The 18,885-nt window shown below is 44.5% G+C and carries 12 protein-coding genes, 6 tRNA genes and 2 rRNA genes; 6 read left to right on the top strand and 14 right to left on the bottom strand.

What is annotated here, in order from left to right:
- Window positions 1–79 precede the first annotated feature (79 nt).
- The 9 genes from L4C44_RS16080 to L4C44_RS16040 all read right to left on the bottom strand — a co-directional run bounded on the left by L4C44_RS16080 (window position 80) and on the right by L4C44_RS16040 (window position 7,243).
- Window positions 80–1,018, bottom strand: a complete 939-nt coding sequence (locus L4C44_RS16080; protein ID WP_017060135.1) for an ABC transporter permease — start codon at window positions 1,016–1,018, stop codon at window positions 80–82.
- Window positions 1,019–1,020: 2 nt separating this feature from the next.
- A complete protein-coding gene (locus L4C44_RS16075; protein ID WP_210447262.1) occupies window positions 1,021–1,998 on the bottom strand; it encodes an ABC transporter permease in 978 nt (325 codons plus the stop codon).
- A 178-nt stretch (window positions 1,999–2,176) separates the two neighbouring features.
- The gene (locus tag L4C44_RS16070) at window positions 2,177–3,730 is read right to left on the bottom strand and encodes an ABC transporter substrate-binding protein (protein ID WP_065677336.1); all 1,554 of its coding nucleotides are present in this window, start codon (window positions 3,728–3,730) and stop codon (window positions 2,177–2,179) included.
- A 94-nt stretch (window positions 3,731–3,824) separates the two neighbouring features.
- Window positions 3,825–5,552: a dipeptide ABC transporter ATP-binding protein gene (locus tag L4C44_RS16065; protein WP_019826573.1), complete on the bottom strand. Its 1,728-nt coding sequence runs from the start codon at window positions 5,550–5,552 to the stop codon at window positions 3,825–3,827.
- A gap of 1,083 nt (window positions 5,553–6,635) precedes the next feature.
- A tRNA-Pro gene (locus L4C44_RS16060) sits at window positions 6,636–6,712 on the bottom strand.
- 55 nt (window positions 6,713–6,767) lie between these two features.
- A tRNA-His gene (locus tag L4C44_RS16055) sits at window positions 6,768–6,843 on the bottom strand.
- Window positions 6,844–6,887: 44 nt separating this feature from the next.
- Window positions 6,888–6,964 (bottom strand) — tRNA-Pro (locus L4C44_RS16050).
- A gap of 77 nt (window positions 6,965–7,041) precedes the next feature.
- Window positions 7,042–7,117: transfer RNA gene (locus L4C44_RS16045), tRNA-His, on the bottom strand.
- A gap of 49 nt (window positions 7,118–7,166) precedes the next feature.
- A tRNA-Arg gene (locus tag L4C44_RS16040) sits at window positions 7,167–7,243 on the bottom strand.
- A 298-nt stretch (window positions 7,244–7,541) separates the two neighbouring features.
- Between L4C44_RS16040 and L4C44_RS16035 the strand changes: the two genes are divergently transcribed.
- Window positions 7,542–7,955: a c-type cytochrome gene (locus L4C44_RS16035; RefSeq protein WP_017069626.1), complete on the top strand. Its 414-nt coding sequence runs from the start codon at window positions 7,542–7,544 to the stop codon at window positions 7,953–7,955.
- Between the two features lie 81 nt (window positions 7,956–8,036).
- Here the strand turns inward: L4C44_RS16035 and rep are convergent, their stop codons facing one another.
- Window positions 8,037–10,055: a DNA helicase Rep gene (gene rep, locus L4C44_RS16030; RefSeq protein ID WP_108020191.1), complete on the bottom strand. Its 2,019-nt coding sequence runs from the start codon at window positions 10,053–10,055 to the stop codon at window positions 8,037–8,039.
- A 180-nt stretch (window positions 10,056–10,235) separates the two neighbouring features.
- Between rep and L4C44_RS16025 the strand changes: the two genes are divergently transcribed.
- From L4C44_RS16025 to ubiK, 4 genes are all read left to right on the top strand, one after another.
- The gene (locus tag L4C44_RS16025; RefSeq protein ID WP_010433399.1) at window positions 10,236–10,817 is read left to right on the top strand and encodes a TetR/AcrR family transcriptional regulator; all 582 of its coding nucleotides are present in this window, start codon (window positions 10,236–10,238) and stop codon (window positions 10,815–10,817) included.
- 18 nt (window positions 10,818–10,835) lie between these two features.
- The gene (locus tag L4C44_RS16020; RefSeq protein WP_060983266.1) at window positions 10,836–11,942 is read left to right on the top strand and encodes an efflux RND transporter periplasmic adaptor subunit; all 1,107 of its coding nucleotides are present in this window, start codon (window positions 10,836–10,838) and stop codon (window positions 11,940–11,942) included.
- A gap of 11 nt (window positions 11,943–11,953) precedes the next feature.
- The gene (locus tag L4C44_RS16015; protein ID WP_428805359.1) at window positions 11,954–15,076 is read left to right on the top strand and encodes a multidrug efflux RND transporter permease subunit; all 3,123 of its coding nucleotides are present in this window, start codon (window positions 11,954–11,956) and stop codon (window positions 15,074–15,076) included.
- Window positions 15,077–15,195: 119 nt separating this feature from the next.
- Window positions 15,196–15,447 carry a ubiquinone biosynthesis accessory factor UbiK gene (gene ubiK, locus L4C44_RS16010; protein WP_004735787.1) on the top strand — a complete coding sequence of 84 codons (252 nt, stop codon included), beginning with the start codon at window positions 15,196–15,198 and terminating at the stop codon, window positions 15,445–15,447.
- A gap of 274 nt (window positions 15,448–15,721) precedes the next feature.
- On the opposite strand, the gene ilvC is transcribed toward ubiK, so the two are convergent.
- On the bottom strand, window positions 15,722–17,206 hold the full coding sequence (gene ilvC, locus L4C44_RS16005) for a ketol-acid reductoisomerase (protein WP_054548023.1): 1,485 nt from the start codon (window positions 17,204–17,206) through the stop codon (window positions 15,722–15,724).
- 146 nt (window positions 17,207–17,352) lie between these two features.
- Here ilvC and ilvY point away from each other — a divergent pair, with 146 nt between their 5' ends.
- Window positions 17,353–18,243 (top strand): HTH-type transcriptional activator IlvY, encoded by an 891-nt coding sequence (ilvY, locus tag L4C44_RS16000; protein ID WP_372383709.1) that lies wholly within the window; start codon window positions 17,353–17,355, stop codon window positions 18,241–18,243.
- Window positions 18,244–18,361: 118 nt separating this feature from the next.
- On the opposite strand, the gene L4C44_RS15995 is transcribed toward ilvY, so the two are convergent.
- The 3 genes from L4C44_RS15995 to L4C44_RS15985 form a co-directional block, all read right to left on the bottom strand.
- A tRNA-Ser gene (locus L4C44_RS15995) sits at window positions 18,362–18,452 on the bottom strand.
- A gap of 106 nt (window positions 18,453–18,558) precedes the next feature.
- Window positions 18,559–18,674, bottom strand: a 5S ribosomal RNA gene (gene rrf / locus L4C44_RS15990).
- A 110-nt stretch (window positions 18,675–18,784) separates the two neighbouring features.
- Window positions 18,785–18,885 (bottom strand): 23S ribosomal RNA (locus L4C44_RS15985); the annotation flags it as partial.

The raw sequence follows: 18,885 nt of genomic DNA, 5'->3' as shown, positions 1-18,885 counted from the left end.
CCATTAAGCAAAAAAAGAGCCGTAATTGCTTACGGCTCTTAGTTTAGTGACTTTTTTTACTAAAAATCAAACCGAGCTATCACCCTTTATAAATTTTCGGGTTAAACACGTCGCGTAACCAGTCGCCTAATAGGTTAATAACTAGAACCAATGTTACCAAAAGCACTCCTGGGAATGCTGTGATCCACCATGCTCCTGAGAAAATGTAGTTAAAACCAGTACTGATCAGGGCGCCGAGTGACGGTTGGTCTACCGGAAGACCCAAACCTAGGAAAGAAAGTGCCGCTTCTGACATGATGGCATTTGCCACCTGTACCGTAGAGATAACCAAAATCGGTGATAAACAGTTAGGCAGAATATGACGGAACATGATACGAGGCGCTCTAAAGCCCATCACACGTGCCGCTTCTACGTACTCTTTCTTCTTTTCTGCCAATACCGATGCACGAATAGTACGAGCATACTGCGGCCATTCAGCAATACCAATAATCACCACCAGCATAACAACGGCATATTGCGCGTAGAAGTCACTACCGAAACTCGCCTTAAAGATGGCCGAGACAATGATCGCAACCATCATGGTTGAGAACGAAAGCTGAACATCGGCAAAACGCATCAGGAAGCTATCAATACGACCACCGAAGTAACCCGCAGACAGACCAATAATAATACCAAGAGTCAGCTGAAGACCTACCGCGAGGAAACCAATCGTCAGTGACAGACGCGAGCCGTAAAGCATCGTAGATAAGATGTCACGACCTTGCTCATCAGTACCCAGTAGGAAACGTTCTTCTCCGTCTTCCATCCAAGATGGTGGCAACTCAGAATCCATGATGTCGATAGACGTCACGTCATACGGGTCTGTTGGCGCTAAGATCGGTGCCGCTAATGCCATCACTAGGAAGGCTGCAAAGATCGCAAAGCTGACCATTGCCACTTTATCGCGTAAGAAGTAGTACAGAATGTCTGACTGCTTAAATCGCTCCCAGCGAGATGGAGCTGTTGTTGTTTGTTCCATGATTATGCTCCTTTCCCTGTAATGTTCACTGTTGGGTTAATGATGCCGTACAGCAGGTCAACAATGGTGTTCGTTACTACGAAGATCAGACCAACGAAGATAACGTATGCGGTAATCAGTGGAGTATCCACTCGGTTAATCGCTTCAAGGAATAGAAAGCCGGTACCCGGCCACTGGAATACAGTTTCCGTAAGAATGGTGTAAGCCACCATTGTACCAATTTGAACACCACCAACCGTTAGTACAGGTAGCATTGTGTTCTTCAGAGCGTGTTGGTAGTAAATCTTGTTCAGCGCTAGGCCTTTTGCTTTACCAAACTTGATGTATTCAGAACTAAGAACCTCGAGCATTTCAGAGCGTACTAGACGAATGAACAGAGGCAGCATGATAGATGCTAGAGCAATACTCGGCAGCACTAAGTGCGCAAGGCCATCTAGCGTTAGGAAGCCAGATTCCCAGCCGAACCAGTTTGCGGTATCACCACGTCCGAATGACGGTAGCCAACCTAACTCAATCGAGAACACATACATCAGCATGATTGCGGTTAAGAAAACAGGTACCGAGATGCCGACACTACTGCCCGCCATCACCAATTTAGTGAAGAAACTTTTTGGGTGTATTGCAGAATAAACGCCGAGTGGGATCGACAGACAAACAATGATCAGAGAAGCGCCAAACACAAGTTCAAGCGTCGCGACCAATTTATCTAAGATTACGTCCACAGCAGGGCGTTTAAAGAAATATGAAGTACCAAGATCACCTTGTAGAGCTGCGCCCACAAAGCGAGTGTATTTTGTAATGAAGGGATCATTTAAGCCGAGTTCATCACGCAGCGCTTGACGCTCCGATTCTGAAACAGATTGACCAACTAACTCACGCAACGGGTCGCCCAGGTTATCCTGAATGGCAAACGCCACCAAACTGATCACAAACATCACTATCAGTGCCTGAAACAGGCGCTTGACCAGAAACGTAACCATTCCTTGCCCCTTATCTATCCATGACTATCTAATCGAAATCCACGACTAGATAACAAAATTCAGTCTTAAAAAAGGTATTTAGCCAGACTGAAGGAAGACCAAATACCGAAACTTAAATCTATTTATTAATAATTTGAGAGCCTGAAAAGCTTCAGGCTCTCGATTCTAGCAAGCTAGATTATTTTACAACTAGGTCGCCGAAGTAAGGCATAACCATTGGGTTTACTACGTCTGCTGCACCTACGTTAGACTTCGCGCCCCACGCTTCACTTTGCCAGTGTAGCGGTACGAATGCTGCGTCGTTGTAAAGTGTTGCTTCAACGCCTTTTAGCATTTCAGAACGCTTAACTGGGTCAGTTTCAGTGTTAGAAGCTTCTACGATCGCATCCATTTCTGGGTTTGAGTAACCAGAACAGTTGTATTGACCACGACCAGTCTCTTCGTTACGAGTCATAGTTAGGAACTCGTTGAAGTTAGCTGAATCTTCTGTATCTGAGTGCCAGCCGATCATCATCATGTCTGCTGAACATAGGTCAAACTCAGGCCAGTACTGTGCTTTAGGCATAGTCTTAAGATCAACTTTAATACCAATCTTAGATAGCATTGCTGCAGACGCTTGCGCTACTTTCGCATCGTTCACGTAACGGTTGTTCGGTGCCATCATAGTTAGCGTAAAGCCATCTTCGTAGCCCGCTTCTTTCATCAGCTCTTTCGCTTTTTTCAGATCGTAACGAGGAACTAGGTCTTCGTTGTGACCCGCGTAGCCTGTTGGGCTTTGCTGACCAGCTGCTGTCGCGAAACCTTTCATGATTTTCTTAACAATACCTTCATTGTTAATAGCATGAACGATTGCTTGACGAACGCGCACGTCTTTCAGTGCTTCGTTGCTGTTTTGGTTCATTTGGAACGTAATGATACGAGTACCAGGTAGCGTTACTAGATCGATGTTCTTAGCGTTTTTAACACGCTTGTGATCGTTTGGTGCTACTGGGTGAATCATATCAACGTCGCCAGAAAGAAGTGCAGCAACACGTGTTGCATCTTCTTTGATTGGCACAAGTGTTAGCTTGTCTACGTTGCCTTCAGTTTCTGTGTCCCAGTAATCGTTGAAGCGCTCAAACGTTACTTTAACGCCTTGCTCACGTTGCGTTACGATGAATGGACCAGTACCTGAAACGTTAGTCGAAGCGAACGAGTTACCGTGCTTAACTAGCTCAGACTTGTCTTTACCTTCTGCTGTTTGGCCAGAGTAGAACTTGCTGTCCATTGGGAAGATGTAAGTTGCTGTTTGTAGTACTAGTGGGTAAGCCGCTTTAGAAACAAGCTCAACTGTGTAGTCATCCACTTTTACCATTTTTTCGTATGGCGTGAAGATAGACTTAAAGTCTGGAGAAGCTTGTAGACGTTCAAAAGTCCACACAACATCATCAGCAGTCAGTTCGTTACCAGAGTGGAATTTCACACCTTTACGTAGGTTAAAGCGGAAAGTCGTTTCATCAACACGCTCCCAGCTAGATGCTAGGCGGCCTTCAAAATCCATCTCTTTTGTGAAACGTACTAGAGGGTCAAACACCATGTGAGACATTTGCAGTGTGCCACCAGACAGCTGCTCGTGCGGGTCAAGTGATACAGGGTCAGCTGCGTAGCCAACGGTAATATCTGCTGCTGCTGCACTAAAGCTTAGGCCAGCTGCCATTAAAGCTACTGCTAATTTGCTTTTCATGGTTTTCATTGCATAACTCCTTCATGCGGGAATCCAGATCCCTAGTTGTTGTATTTGCGTCTGTTTATTGTTTTTAGCAAGCCAAACTCCAGCCTGCTGATTTTTATACCGCGGCTTGTGCCACTGCTTTTTCTTCTCTTAAACCTGTAAATTCAGGCATTAAAGAAATTAGGTGTTTGCTGTATTCATGCTGAGGCGATTGGAATAGCTGCTCGGTTGGCGCGACTTCCAATAGTTCTCCCATTTGCATCACACCAACACGATCACACATTTGGCGAATAACCGGTAAATCGTGACTGATGAACAGCATGGTTAGGTTTAGCTCGTCTTGTAAGTCTTTTAATAGGTTAAGGATCTGAGCCTGTACCGACACATCCAGTGCCGAGGTAGGTTCATCACAAATCAAAAGACGAGGGCGAGTTGCCAAAGCGCGAGCGATAGAAATACGCTGACGTTGGCCACCTGAGAATTCGTGTGGGTACTTAACCCCGGCCATTACGCCTAAACCAACGTGCTCTAGCAGGTCGTTCACGATCTGACGAGTTTCATTCTCGTTGCGCGTAAGTTTATGGAATCGGATAGGCTCAGCAATGATGTCGAATATCTTCATTCGAGGGTTCATTGATGTGTAAGGGTTTTGGAAAACCATCTGCATTTGACGACGCATAGGGCGACGTTCTTTTTCAGATTTCAGACCAGTAAGGTCAACGCCTTCAAACGTTACCTTGCCTGAATTCGGTGCATACAAGCCAGCAATCACACGAGCAATAGTTGATTTACCTGAGCCTGATTCACCTACTAAGCCAAACGTCTCACCTTCATGCACTTCAAAGCTCACGTTGTTTGATGCTTGAACGTACTCACGACGACTCTCAAAGAAAGAATCTTTGGTAGTAAAGCGTAAGTGCACGTTTTCAACATTCAACAATGGGCCAGTGTAATCACGGTGATCTTGGCTTTGACCTAACCAGTGATTTTTCACATCTAGAGGTTCCATCTCGTGCGCTTCTTCGATGTAGCTCACAAGAGGGAAACGATCGAGTTTACGGTCTGAACGTGGAACCGCTGAGATAAGACTGTGTGTGTATGGGTGTTCAGGAGTACCAAGGACTTTCGCCGTCGGGCCAAACTCAACCAAATCACCACGATACATCACGGCTACACGATCAGTAACATTAGATACCACACCCATGTCGTGTGTGACCAACATACAACCTACGTTCTTCTTAATACATAAGTCGCGAATCAAACCCAAGATCTGGTCTTGGATAGAAACATCCAGTGCAGTTGTTGGTTCATCTGCGATGATTAGGTCAGGTTCACCAGCCAATGCGATCGCGATAACCACACGCTGACGCATACCGCCAGAGAATTGGTGTGGGTACTGCTTTAAACGGTTTTCTGGTTGTGGGATACCCACTTGGTTCATCAAGTCTAATGAGCGCTGGTAGGCTTCTTGATCCGAAACCTTCATGTTGGCATGAATCGTCTCTTTTAACTGCTGTTCTACTGTGAATAGAGGGTTAAGAGAAGTCATTGGGTCTTGGAAGATAAAACCAATCTTTGAGCCGCGAACAGAACGCATCTGTTCAGGAGATAAACCAGAGACTTTTTCGCCGTCCAGAAATACCTCGCCGCTAGCAATGCGGCCAGGAGGGCTCAGCAAATCGATCACAGCATTACCTACTGTTGATTTACCTGCACCAGACTCGCCTACAACACCAACAATCTCACCACGTTCAATGTTGAACGAAAGTGATTTAACTGCGGCGTGAACTCCATGACGAGATGGGTATTCGATACGAAGATTTTTTACTTCTAAAAGTGACATTACCAGACCTCTACTGCTTTGGCAGCTTTCTGCCCTGTCTGCAAAATTGAATCCATTCTTACCAGAATATTGTTCTGATATTTTATACGGTTGACAATTTGGCAAATAATTCACAGAAAAGCAACAAAAATAGGATAAAAAGTCGACATTAAACGCTTAGCAAGCAAAAGTGCCACATAACTATTCACTCAAAGAGCATATAGTAAGAAAAATCAACATTATATTATCGGTAAGAAATACTCACAAACTCCTTACCACCACTTACTTGTAGAGTTTAAACTGTGCTTCAAAGCAGATCTCACTACCAGTCACCGAAAACAAATAATTATTCCAAAAAACAATTAACACTATAGAAACAAACGCTAATTTTGTTAATTTAAACAAATAAAACAACTAGATAAACGAAAATTAACCATACATATAACCATTTAAATTATTTTGATAAATACAAACCAGAGAAATGAAAGGCTTAACAAATCAGAGGCGTTTTTGAACGAGCAAATGCGCAGAAAGCTGTCAAATTCAGGCCTTAGTGAGCAGGTTTAGGGTCAGGTTTCACTTTTCATAAAAGTCTTTAGACCAAGCCCATTAGTATGTCGAATTATTGAACTAACTATTTATATAAAATTAGATATAAAACTGCATGTTTGATAAAGAAAGTAGCTCTGTATCAGCACCATAATCAAGAAAAATGGTAGGAATCTGTCTTACATATAAAGGGGGAGGTTTACGGAAGCAACAGCAGGTAAGATCCCAATATTCAAAGTAGAGAGTTACTGAAACAACAGATGTAAAAAACCAGTTTTTCGACTAAGGCTTCTTAAGAGTCGATGAAGAGGGGTTTGGCGCGGCAGGGCTCCCTGCAGACTGGCGATCTACCGGGCTGGCGCACCAGCCCGCGACCCTCTTGGCACCAAATTATCTAAATTCCAGACGTAAAAAAGCCCCGTCATTTCTGACGGAGCTTCTTAAGTGATCAGTGAAGAGACATTCTTTGAACATCAGGCGAACCCCACTTGGGTTCCAATCTAGCGATCTACAGATGAAAAAAAAGCTCATCATTTCTGATGAGCTTTCTTAAGGTGGTCGGTGAAGAGGGATTCGAACCCCCGACCCTCTGGTCCCAAACCAGATGCGCTACCAAGCTGCGCTATTCACCGAGACGTTTCGCTTGATTTCTCAAACTGGAAACTTCAAAGAAGCTACCAAAATTAATGGGGTGGCTAACGAGATTCGAACTCGCGACCACCGGAATCACAATCCAGGGCTCTACCAACTGAGCTATAGCCACCACTAATTTTTTATATAACCGCTTAAAAGCGATTATTGAAATAGTGGTCGGTGAAGAGGGATTCGAACCCCCGACCCTCTGGTCCCAAACCAGATGCGCTACCAAGCTGCGCTATTCACCGACTAGTTTTGTATCGACTCTTGGGAAGAATGAATCAACACTGGAAGCCGAAGCTACCGATATTTTGTAAAGAAAGAATGGGGTGGCTAACGAGATTCGAACTCGCGACCACCGGAATCACAATCCAGGGCTCTACCAACTGAGCTATAGCCACCATAATTTCTTTTCTGCCAATTTCTCGCTTACCGAAGTAAGTGACCGGATGGCGCGCCTGAAAGGATTCGAACCTTCGGCCTTTGGCTCCGGAGGCCAACGCTCTATCCAGCTGAGCTACAGGCGCATGCCCTGTCGGCGGAGTGGAATAATACGTATATCACCCAATGCCGTCTAGTACTTTTTTAACTTTTTTTTCTGTTTGGTCTCTTTTTCGACAGTTAATATGTGATAAACCCCTTATTTGAGTACTACAACCTGCCACAGCTTATAAGTTGTTGTTTATTGCAACAACTTATCGGGATATAATCACCCATTATTTACATTGGTTTAACAGTTGCTCTTTGCTGGTTAAAGCCAAAACACCCTTCCAACACTATAAATTGGTAAGCATGTACTTACCTTGGGAATGTAAAGTGAGTTTAATGGATATGTCTCGTCGAATTTTAAGCGTTGTCATCGCAGTTTTAACCTTTTCAACTGGCGCAATGGCTGCAGGCCTTAGCGAAGCGGAGCAAGATGCAATTGCTGAACGCATCAAACCAGTTGGCCAAGTTTACCTAGTCGGCAGCGAGCCAGTAGCCGCAGAACCAACAGGCCCTCGTGATGGCGCAGCAGTTTACGGTACCTTTTGTATCGCTTGTCACGCATCTGGCGTAAGTGGCGCACCTAAAACAGGTGATGCTGGTGACTGGGGTCCTCGTATTGCTCAAGGTCGCGACATCCTAGCTGACCACGCAATCAACGGTTTCAATGCGATGCCTGCGAAAGGTTCATGTATGGACTGTTCAGACGACGAAATCAAAGATGCTATCGAGCACATGATTGCCGGTCTGTAATTAAAAATGCCAAATTCAAAAAAGGTGACCTCATGGTCACCTTTTTTATTGTCTTCTATATGGTGTTAATTAAGTAGAGAATTATTTCTTATTGAACATCGCACGAATGTTAGCAATGTGCGCCTGCCCTTTCTCCATTCGCTCTTCAGCGGACTGTGGCTTCTTCACGCTTTCCCACTCCACATCATCATGTGGCAGTTCATCTAAGAAGCGGCTTTGTGTTGGCTTAATCAACTCGCCATACTGACGACGTTCACGACACTTAGTAAAGGTCAGCTCTTTCTGAGCTCGAGTAATCCCTACATACATCAGACGACGCTCTTCTTCTACGTTACCTTCATCGACACTGGTTTGGTGCGGCAAGATACCCTCTTCAGCACCCATCAGAAATACATACGGAAACTCTAGGCCTTTCGATGCGTGCAATGTCATTAATTGAACTTGATCTGCATCGTCATCATCTTCACCTCGTTCCATCATGTCGCGCAGCGTTAAACGTTGAACCACCTCGCGTAGGGTTTTCTCTTCTTTGTCGTAGTTGTCACCCTCAAGATCGGCCACAATCCAACTATAAAGATCAGAAACGTTCTTCATTCGCATTTCAGCAGCTTTCGGGCTCGCAGAGGTTTCGTATAACCAATCTTCATAGTTAATATCACGAACCAAAGAACGAACAGCCTCAACCGTATTACCACGTTCAGCATTATCCGAGATACGAACAATCCAATCACCGAATCGGCGCAGGTTTTCTAAACCACGCCCCGTCAGCGTTTGCTCTAAGCCCATTTCAAAGCTTGCTTCAAACAAGCTTTTACCACGCATGTTGGCGTAGCTGCCTAATTTCTCAAGCGTCACCGGACCAATCTCACGACGCGGTGTGTTTACAATACGTAGGAAGGCGTTGTCATCATCTGGGTTCACCAACACACGCAGGTAAGCCATGATGTCTTTAATTTCTGCTCTGGCGAAGAAAGAGGTGCCGCCAGAGATCTTGTAAGGCACGCGGTTCTGCATCAGCGCTTTTTCAATCAAGCGCGATTGATGGTTACCACGGTAAAGCACTGCGTAATCTTTATATTCAGTACGGTTCAAAAACTTATGAGCGATGATCTCACCGGTAATACGCTCGGCCTCATGCTCTTCATTCTTAGCATTCAGTACCTTGAGCTTTTCACCGTCTGGGATCTCTGAGAACAGTGACTTTTCATAAACGTGTGGGTTGTTGGCGATCAAGATGTTCGCCGCACGTAAGATTCGACTGGTTGAACGATAGTTTTGCTCTAGTTTGATCAAGCGTAGGTTCGGGTAGTCCTCACCAAGCAGCACCAAGTTTTGCGGTTTTGCACCACGCCATGAATAGATAGATTGGTCGTCATCACCTACCACCGTCAAGCGGCCGCGCTCTCCAACAAGCAAGCGAACCAGTTCATATTGGCTGGTGTTGGTATCTTGGTATTCATCCACCAATAAGTAGCGAATACGCGACTGCCAACGCTCGCGTACTTCTTGATTGGTTTTGAGCAGTAATACCGGCATCGCAATCAAATCATCAAAGTCGAGTGCGTTATAGGCCTTCATCTGTTTTTGGTACATCTCAAAACAGAATGCAAAAAGCTGTTCTTGTTCGCCTTGAGCTCGAGCTTTCGCCTGATCTGGCGTCAGCATGTCATTCTTCCAATTCGAAATCGCACTCATCAATGCACGCAATAAATCCTTATCGCCATCAATTTGTCTTTCAGTTAACTCTTTTAACAGAGCTAACTGGTCTTGATCATCAAATAGAGAAAAACCCGCTTTCAAACCCAGTGCTTTATATTCACGACGAATGATAGTTAAACCCATGGTGTGAAACGTTGAAACGATCAGACCTTTCGACTCACCTTTACCAAGAGTTTGTCCAACACGCTCTTTCATCTCACGTGCCGCTTTATTGGTAAAGGTTACCGCAGCAATATTACGCGCCTTATAGCCACACTCTTGAACCAAGTAAGCGATCTTATTCGTGATAACACGTGTTTTACCGGATCCAGCGCCCGCTAATACTAAGCAGGGGCCCGAAACATATTTCACGGCTTCATCTTGTCTTGGGTTCAGTTTCATTTGGTTCTCAATTTGGTCTAGAGGAGCGAATTAAATTGCGCGCCTATAATAATGCTGCAACACCTCGAATGCTACGTTCTCTTATACAAGATTTTTACGCTGCATGTGTAAAACTTTGTTGCACATGTGTGTGGTTCTTAGGCTATAATGAATGAACGTTCATTCACTGGTGATGGAATAATGACAACTCATGCACCTCAGGATAAACGCCAACAAATACTTTCTGCCGCTGAAAAGCTCATTGCCGAGGTCGGCTTTCAAGGCCTTTCAATGCAAAAATTAGCCAAAGAGGCGGGGGTTGCTGCAGGCACTATCTACCGCTACTTCGATGATAAAGACCACTTGATAGATGATGTTCGAGTGCTCGTGACTCAAAGAGTAGCTGATGCTGTTCAAGAAGGGGTTAATGATTCGGATCCAATAAAGCAACGCTATAGAACCATGTGGCTCAACATATGGAACTTAGCAGGAACGAACTTAGCCGCGATCAAAAATCGGGTTCAGTATGACTCACTACCCATAACAAATAGCCTAAACTTCAGGGAACTAGAACGTAAAATGTTTGCCCAAGTTGAGCTGCTATTTAATGAGGGTAAAGAGCAAGGATTGTTTAAACCACTTGATAATGAAGTACTAAGTGGCTTGAGCTTAGCAGCTAGTGTATCTCTAGCGCGAAAGCATTCTTTAGGATTTTACCAACTCGACGAGGCTGCACTAGAAGCTGCAATTGAAGCCAGTTGGGACGCAATAATTAAACACTAGATCGGAGTTTTGACCATAATGAAAAAGTGGACTTTCTTCATGTTACTCATCGCTGTACTACTTTTCGGCAGCGTTATTGGGTTCAACATGTTCAAACAACAAAAAATTGCTGAGTATATGGCCAACCGCCCTGAACCAGAGTTTCCAGTAACAGTGACTGAAGTTCAGCCGATCGACTGGGTTCCAGTGATTGAAGCTATCGGCTTCATCGAACCTAACCAAGGTGTGACACTAGCTAATGAAACTAGCGGTGTTATTGACCAAATCTCTTTTGGTTCAGGAACTGACGTTAAAAATGACCAACTTCTTGTTCGTCTTGATTCTGGCGTAGAAAAAGCCAACTTAAAGAGTTCTGAAGCTCGCCTGCCTGCGGCAAAAGCAAAATACAAACGCTACCAAGGCCTGTTTAAGAAAGGCTCTATTTCAAAAGAAGCATACGATGAAGCAGAGGCAAACTACTACTCTCTATCTGCTGACATTGAAAGCTTAAAAGCATCGATCGAGCGCCGTGAAATTCGTGCACCATTCGACGGTACTGTTGGTATTCGTAACGTATACCTAGGTCAATACCTGCAATCGGGTACAGATATCGTTCGTTTAGAAGATACCAGTGTAATGCGCCTTCGCTTCACGGTTTCTCAAACCGACATCTCTCGTATCAATGTAGGCCAAGCTGTCGACATCTTTGTTGATGCTTACCCAGAAACACCGTTTGAAGGCTCTATTAGTGCAATTGAACCCGCTGTTAGCATCCAAAGTGGTCTTATCCAAGTTCAAGCAGATATTCCAAACAATGATGGCAAACTTCGTAGCGGCATGTTCGCTCGCGCTAACATCATTCTGCCTAAACTAGAGAATCAAGTAACTCTGCCTCAAACAGCGATTACTTTCACTCTATACGGTGACAATGTTTACATCCTGACTGAAGAAGACGGCGTTCAGCGTGTTGCTCAACACGTCGTGAAAGTTGGTGAACGCACAGCAGATATCGCGCACATCCTTGAAGGCGTTAAAGCTGGCGATACGGTTGTAACTTCTGGCCAAGTACGTCTAAGTAACGGCGCCAAAGTTAAGGTTGTTGAAAGTGATGCAATCACTCCACCATCTGAAACACCTAAGCTGTAACTGGAGGCACAATGCGCTTTACTGATGTTTTTATTAAACGTCCAGTTCTAGCGGTATCCATCAGCTTTTTGATTGCGCTGCTTGGCTTACAAGCAATCTTCAAAATGCAGGTGCGTGAATACCCTGAAATGACGAATACCGTTGTAACCGTAACCACGAGTTACTACGGTGCAAGTGCCGATCTTATCCAAGGCTTTATCACCCAACCCCTCGAACAGGCTGTGGCGCAAGCGGATAACATCGACTATATGACTTCCTCTTCTGTACTCGGTAGCTCGACGATTACGGTGAACATGAAGTTGAACACCGACCCGAATGCAGCGCTGTCTGACATACTGGCCAAGACAAACTCGGTGCGTTCTCAGCTTCCAAAAGAAGCGGAAGATCCAACCGTAACCATGTCGACTGGTTCAACAACAGCTGTACTCTACATTGGTTTTACTAGTGATGAGTTGGTGTCGAGCCAAATTACCGATTATCTAGAGCGTGTAATTAACCCGCAGCTATTTACGGTAAATGGTGTATCGAAAGTTGACCTATACGGTGGCATGAAATACGCACTACGCGTATGGCTAGACCCGTCAAAAATGGCTGCAGTTAACCTAACTGCTAGTGATGTAATGACGGTATTGAATGCCAACAACTACCAATCGGCTACAGGTCAAGCAACCGGCGAGTTTGTTCTTTATAACGGCAGTGCCGACACGCAAGTATCGAACACTGAAGAATTAGAGAACTTAGTCGTTAGAAGTGGTGAAGGTGAGATTATTCGTCTGTCTGACATCGCTAAGGTTTCTCTAGAGAAAAGCCACGACGTTTACCGTGCAAGTGCAAACGGTCAGGAAGCGGTTGTTGCTGCGATCAATGCGGCACCAAGTGCCAACCCAATCAACATCGCTGCAGATGTACTTGAGCTTCTTCCTCAACTAGAGAAGAACCTACCAAGCAACATCTCTATGAACGTAATGTACGATTCAACTATTGCTATTAACGAGTCAATTCAAGAGGTTATCAAGACAATCCTTGAAGCTGCATTAATCGTATTGATCGTAATCACCTTGTTCTTAGGTTCATTCCGAGCGGTACTGATTCCTATCGTTACTATCCCACTGTCTTTGATTGGTGTGGCAATGGTAATGCAGGCAATGGGTTTCTCTTGGAACCTGATGACACTCCTGGCAATGGTACTCGCCATCGGCTTAGTGGTAGATGATGCGATCGTAGTACTAGAGAACGTCGACCGGCATATCAAGCTCGGGGAGTCCCCTTTCCGAGCAGCAATTATCGGTACCCGTGAAATTGCGATCCCTGTTATTGCAATGACATTAACGCTAGGTGCGGTATACGCTCCAATCGCGATGATGGGTGGTATCACAGGCTCGCTATTTAAAGAGTTTGCGTTAACCCTAGCTGGTTCAGTTTTTGTTTCGGGTATCGTGGCACTAACGCTATCTCCAATGATGTGTTCAAAAATGCTAAAAGCTCACGCTGAGCCGAGCAAGTTTGAGCAGAAAGTTCACAGCGTGCTGGATGGCATGACTAACCGTTACGAGCGTATGCTTGGTGCGGTAATGCAACATCGTCCAGTATTTATTGGTTTTGCTATCATCGTATTTGCAAGTTTGCCGTTGTTGTTCAAGTTCATCCCTAGTGAGTTAGCACCTTCAGAAGATAAAGGTGTAATCATGTTGATGGGTACAGCACCGTCGAATGCGAACTTAGACTTCATGCAAAACACCATGAACGACGTAAACAAGATTCTGTCTGATCAGCCAGAAGTAGCTTACGCGCAAGTATTTACAGGTGTGCCTAATGCAAACCAAGCTTTTGGTATCGCATCTATGGTTCCATGGAGTGAGCGTGAAGCAAGCCAGTCTGAAGTAGCAAACCGCGTTGGTAATTTGGTGAAAGACGTTCCAGGAATGGCGGTAACTGCATTCCAAATGCCAGAACTACCAGGTGCCGGTTCAGGTCTTCCAATTCAGTTTGTTATTACAACGCCAAACAGTTTTGAAAGCTTGTTCCAAATCACCACAGACATTCTGGCCGATGTCTCTTCAAATCCACTGTTCGTGTATTCAGATCTCGACCTGAACTACGACTCAGCAACCATGAAGATCAACATTGACAAGGATAAAGCGGGCGCATACGGCGTGACCATGCAAGATATCGGTATCACACTCGGTACCATGATGTCAGATGGCTACGTAAACCGTATCGACTTGAATGGCCGTTCTTACGAGGTTATTCCTCAAGTTGAACGTAAATTCCGTTTGAACCCAGAGTCAATGAACAACTACTACGTACGTGCCGCTGATGGTAACGCCGTTCCTTTAGGCAGTTTGATTACGATTGATGTTGTGGCAGAACCTCGTTCTCTTCCTCACTTCAACCAATTGAACTCGGCTACGATTGGTGCGGTACCGGCTCCAGGCGCTGCAATGGGTGATGCAATTGCGTGGTTTGAAGACACAGCTGCCAATAAGCTTCCAAGTGGCTATAACCATGACTACATGGGTGAAGCACGCCAATACGTAACAGAAGGTAGCGCACTTTACGCGACCTTTGGTTTAGCGTTGGCTATCATCTTCTTGGTATTGGCGATTCAGTTTGAATCTCTAAAAGATCCACTGGTTATCATGGTATCTGTACCACTGGCGATTTGTGGTGCCCTAATAGCTCTAGCTTGGGGCGCGGCAACGATGAACATCTACTCGCAAGTTGGTTTGATCACCTTGGTCGGCCTGATTACCAAACACGGTATCTTGATCTGTGAGGTAGCAAAAGAAGAACAGCTACACAATCACAAGACTCGTATTGAAGCGGTAATGGAAGCAGCGAAGGTTCGTCTTCGTCCAATCCTGATGACAACGGCTGCGATGATAGCGGGTCTAATCCCACTGATGTACGCAAGTGGTGCGGGTGCAGCTCAGCGTTTCAGTATTGGTATCGTAATCGTTGCAGGTCTAGCGATTGGTACTATCTTCACTTTGTTTGTACTGCCTGTGATTTACAGCTACTTGGCTGAAAAACACAAACCTCTACCTGTATTTGTTGAAGACAAAGACCTAGAAAAGCTAGCTCGCGTCGACGAAGCAAAAGCAGCGCACAGAGAATTAGCTGATAATAAGTAATCACTAAGTCGTAATAACAATAAAAAGGCTACTTCGGTGGCCTTTTTTTGTACGCCATAGGCGACATCTCAAGTGTGATTAAATAGAATAGTGATAAATATTCAGGAGTTTTAATTGATATGTTTGATCCAAAAAAACTAGAGCAGATTGCTAAGCAGATCCACGATTCTATGCCTCAACCAGTAAAAGAGCTTGGTTCAGACGTAGATCAAAAAGTTCGTCAGGTTATCCAAGGCCAACTGAACAAGCTAGACGTTGTAAGCCGTGAAGAATTTGATGTTCAAACACAAGTACTACTGCGCACTCGCCAAAAGCTGACTGAAATGGAACAAAAGCTAACGGACTTAGAAGCAAAGATTGCCGACAAGTAAGCGTAAAGCAAGAAAACTGAAAGGGTTGGTGTGAAAGCACCAACCCTTTTGTATTTCTGAAGATCAATCAAGAACTAAAAGTCGACGAAGACTGATCAAACAATGTTCATTTGATTGATTTTTAAGACTTTGTTACTAAAAGCAAAAAGGCTTGGTCAACGGCGACCAAGCCTTTTTATTAGATGTTGTGTTGCTTATTTATAACTCCAACCTGTAAGGAGTTAGTGATACTGCTTCGCTTTTTCTGCAAATTTATCAGTATCTAAGCGACTAATTAACCGCCTACAGCGATACGCTTCATGTCGCTCATGTAGCTACGTAGCTCTTCACCAATGTACTCTACAGGGTGGTTACGGATAGCTTCGTTTACTTCAATTAGCTTCGCGTTATCTACTTGGTTAGATGTTTCACCTAGACCGCGACCGATTACGTCAGTTGCAACTGAAGGCATGAACTGCTCGCGTAGTAGTGGTGTTGCTACGTTTGCGAATAGGTAGTTACCATACTCAGCTGTATCAGAGATTACAACGTTCATTTCGTAAAGACGCTTACGAGCAACTGTGTTTGCGATTAGTGGAAGCTCATGTAGAGACTCGTAGTAAGCAGACTCATCGATGATGCCAGATGCTGTCATAGCTTCGAATGCTAGCTCAACACCAGCACGAACCATAGCAACCATTAGGATACCGTTATCGAAGTACTCTTGCTCTGAGATTTCTACGTCAGAAGTTGGGTAGTTTTCGAATGCAGTTTCACCTGTCTCTTCACGCCAGCCTAGTAGGTTCACGTCATCGTTCGCCCAGTCAGCCATCATAGTGCTAGAGAAGTGGCCAGAGATGATGTCATCCATGTGCTTGTTGTAAAGCGGACGCATTAGATCTTTTAGCTCTTCAGAAAGCTCAAACGCTTTAACTTTAGCTGGGTTAGATAGACGGTCCATCATATGAGTTACGCCACCGAACTTAAGTGCTTCAGTGATCGTTTCCCAACCATATTGTAGAAGTTTACCTGCATAACCTGGTTCAATACCGTCAGCAATCATCTTCTCGTAAGATACGATAGAACCCGCTTGAAGCATGCCACAAAGAATAGTTTGCTCACCCATAAGGTCAGATTTAACTTCAGCTACGAAAGAAGACTCTAGGCAACCTGCACGGTGACCGCCAGTACCAGCAGCCCAAGCTTTAGCGATATCCCAACCTTCGCCTTTAGGGTCATTTTCTGGGTGAACAGCGATCAGTGTTGGTACACCGAAGCCACGCTTGTACTCTTCACGTACTTCAGAACCAGGACACTTAGGCGCAACCATAACAACCGTAAGGTCAGAACGTAATTGCATGCCTTCTTCAACAACGTTAAAGCCGTGAGAGTAACCAAGAGCAGCGCCTTGCTTCATTAGAGGCATTACTGTTTCAACAACGTTTGTATGTTGCTTGTCTGGAGTAAGGTTGATAACTAGATCTGCTTGAGGGATTAGCGTTTCGTAGCTACCCACAACAAAGCCGTTTTCATCAGCGTTTTTGAATGATTGACGCTTTTCATCAATTGCCGCTTGGCGTAGAGCGTAAGATACGTCTAGGCCAGAATCACGCATGTTCAGACCTTGGTTTAGGCCTTGAGCACCACAACCAACAATTACGATTTTCTTACCTTCAAGATATTCAGCTTCTGTCGTGAATTCTTCACGATCCATGAAGCGGCAACGACCTAATTGGTCTAGTTGTTCACGAAGGTTTAATGTATTGAAATAGTTAGCCATTCTAGGGCACTCCTTTAAAAATAAGTCCGTAAGGTCGATATTTCTCTATCGAATGACTTCATACTAAAACAGACACTCCGTTGCTGAAAGTGATATATTCACAATTAGTTATTGCAATAAATGCAACATGGAAACGATCGCAGAACATGAACATAAAATCTCTACAATTATTTATACATTTATGTGACAGCAAGAGTTTCAGTAAAACCGCTGCTGCTATGCATGTCAGCCCTTCAGCGCTGAGCCGTCAGATACAAAAGCTTGAAGAGGAAACAGGACAAGAGCTGCTTATCAGAGACAACCGCAGTGTTGATCTGACCCCAGCAGGTAAACATCTATTACCTGTGGCATTGAACATCGTTGGCGAATGGCAACAATATAACCTTCATCTGAAGGGCGGAGAACAAGAGCTTAAAGGTGAAATACGTATATTTTGTTCTGTGACAGCTAGCTACAGTCACCTACCTGAACTCATAACCGAATTTAGGGCTATTCATCCGTATATTGAATTTAAGCTCTCTACTGGCGATCCGGCTCAATCCATCGACAAGATCTTAAATGATGAGGCGGATATCGCGATCTCTGCAAAGCCAGACATCCTTCCTTCAAGGCTAGAATTCGAGACCATCAGCGATATACCACTTTCCGTTATCATCCCATCAGGTGTGAGTAGCTTTAGCCAACAACTACAATCTGATAAACCAAACTGGAATGAAGTACCTTTTATCATCCCAGAAGCAGGAACGGCCCGAGAGCGTGCAAACGCATGGTTCAAAAAGATGAAGATAAAACCCAATATTTACGCTCAGGTTTCAGGGCATGAGGCAATCGTGAGCATGGTTGCCCTTGGTTGTGGGGTTGGTATCGCGCCAGATGTGGTCATTAACAACAGTCCAGTAAGAGATAAAGTAGACCGTTTAAAGATAGAACCCATCAAACCGTTTGAATTGGGTGTATGTTGTAAGCGAGCACAATTAGATAACCCTCTAATTCGAGCGTTCTGGCAAGTTGCAGAAGGGAAATATTTAACAGACTAATAGTCGTTATTTTCAATACAAAAGAGGGAAGAGCACGTCAGTGCTCTTCCCTCTTTTCATTTATGTATATCTCAGATAAGAAAAAAGCCCGCTGATTTCTCAGCGGGCTTTCTAATGGTGGTGGAGGGATAGGGATTTGAACCCTAGAACCGCTATTAACGGTTGCCGGTTTTCAAGACCGGTGCTTTCGACCACTCAGCCATCCCTCCAACAAATTGTCATCAACAGATTAGTACACTGTAGATGTTGTTACATGTATGTACAGGTAACGATACCTTTTTGTCTTCACTTTTAAAAAAGTGAAAATAAATTAAAGCCTGGCGATGTCCTACTCTCACATGGGGAAGCCCCACACTACCATCGGCGCTATTGTGTTTCACTTCTGAGTTCGGCATGGAATCAGGTGGGTCCACAATGCTATGGTCGCCAAGCAAATTTTAAAATTCGGAAAGCTGCTTCTCTATTTAATAGAGCTATAAAAGTTTCTCTTCAAACTCATTCAAGGTCTGTCTTTGAGTCCACAAAACCCCTTGGGTGTTGTATGGTTAAGCCTCACGGGCAATTAGTACAGGTTAGCTCAATGCCTCGCAGCACTTACACACCCTGCCTATCAACGTCGTAGTCTACGACAACCCTTTAGGA

Origin of the sequence: Vibrio satsumensis (assembly GCF_050337435.1) — a bacterium.
GTDB classification, from domain to species: Bacteria; Pseudomonadota; Gammaproteobacteria; order Enterobacterales; family Vibrionaceae; genus Vibrio; species Vibrio satsumensis.
This window is presented reverse-complemented; position numbering and strand designations above follow the sequence as displayed.

Bases quoted from the DNA above. Each gene is read 5' to 3' on its own strand.
- L4C44_RS16020 (WP_060983266.1), top strand. From the start codon at position 10,836: ATGAAAAAGTGGACTTTCTTCATGTTACTCATCGCTGTACTACTTTTC.
- L4C44_RS16025 (WP_010433399.1), top strand. From the start codon at position 10,236: ATGACAACTCATGCACCTCAGGATAAACGCCAACAAATACTTTCTGCC.
- ilvY (WP_372383709.1), top strand. From the start codon at position 17,353: ATGAACATAAAATCTCTACAATTATTTATACATTTATGTGACAGCAAG.
- L4C44_RS16015 (WP_428805359.1), top strand. From the start codon at position 11,954: ATGCGCTTTACTGATGTTTTTATTAAACGTCCAGTTCTAGCGGTATCC.
- L4C44_RS16080 (WP_017060135.1), bottom strand. From the start codon at position 1,018: ATGGAACAAACAACAACAGCTCCATCTCGCTGGGAGCGATTTAAGCAG.
- rep (WP_108020191.1), bottom strand. From the start codon at position 10,055: ATGAAACTGAACCCAAGACAAGATGAAGCCGTGAAATATGTTTCGGGC.
- L4C44_RS16070 (WP_065677336.1), bottom strand. From the start codon at position 3,730: ATGAAAACCATGAAAAGCAAATTAGCAGTAGCTTTAATGGCAGCTGGC.
- ilvC (WP_054548023.1), bottom strand. From the start codon at position 17,206: ATGGCTAACTATTTCAATACATTAAACCTTCGTGAACAACTAGACCAA.
- ubiK (WP_004735787.1), top strand. From the start codon at position 15,196: ATGTTTGATCCAAAAAAACTAGAGCAGATTGCTAAGCAGATCCACGAT.
- L4C44_RS16075 (WP_210447262.1), bottom strand. From the start codon at position 1,998: ATGGTTACGTTTCTGGTCAAGCGCCTGTTTCAGGCACTGATAGTGATG.
- L4C44_RS16035 (WP_017069626.1), top strand. From the start codon at position 7,542: ATGGATATGTCTCGTCGAATTTTAAGCGTTGTCATCGCAGTTTTAACC.
- L4C44_RS16065 (WP_019826573.1), bottom strand. From the start codon at position 5,552: ATGTCACTTTTAGAAGTAAAAAATCTTCGTATCGAATACCCATCTCGT.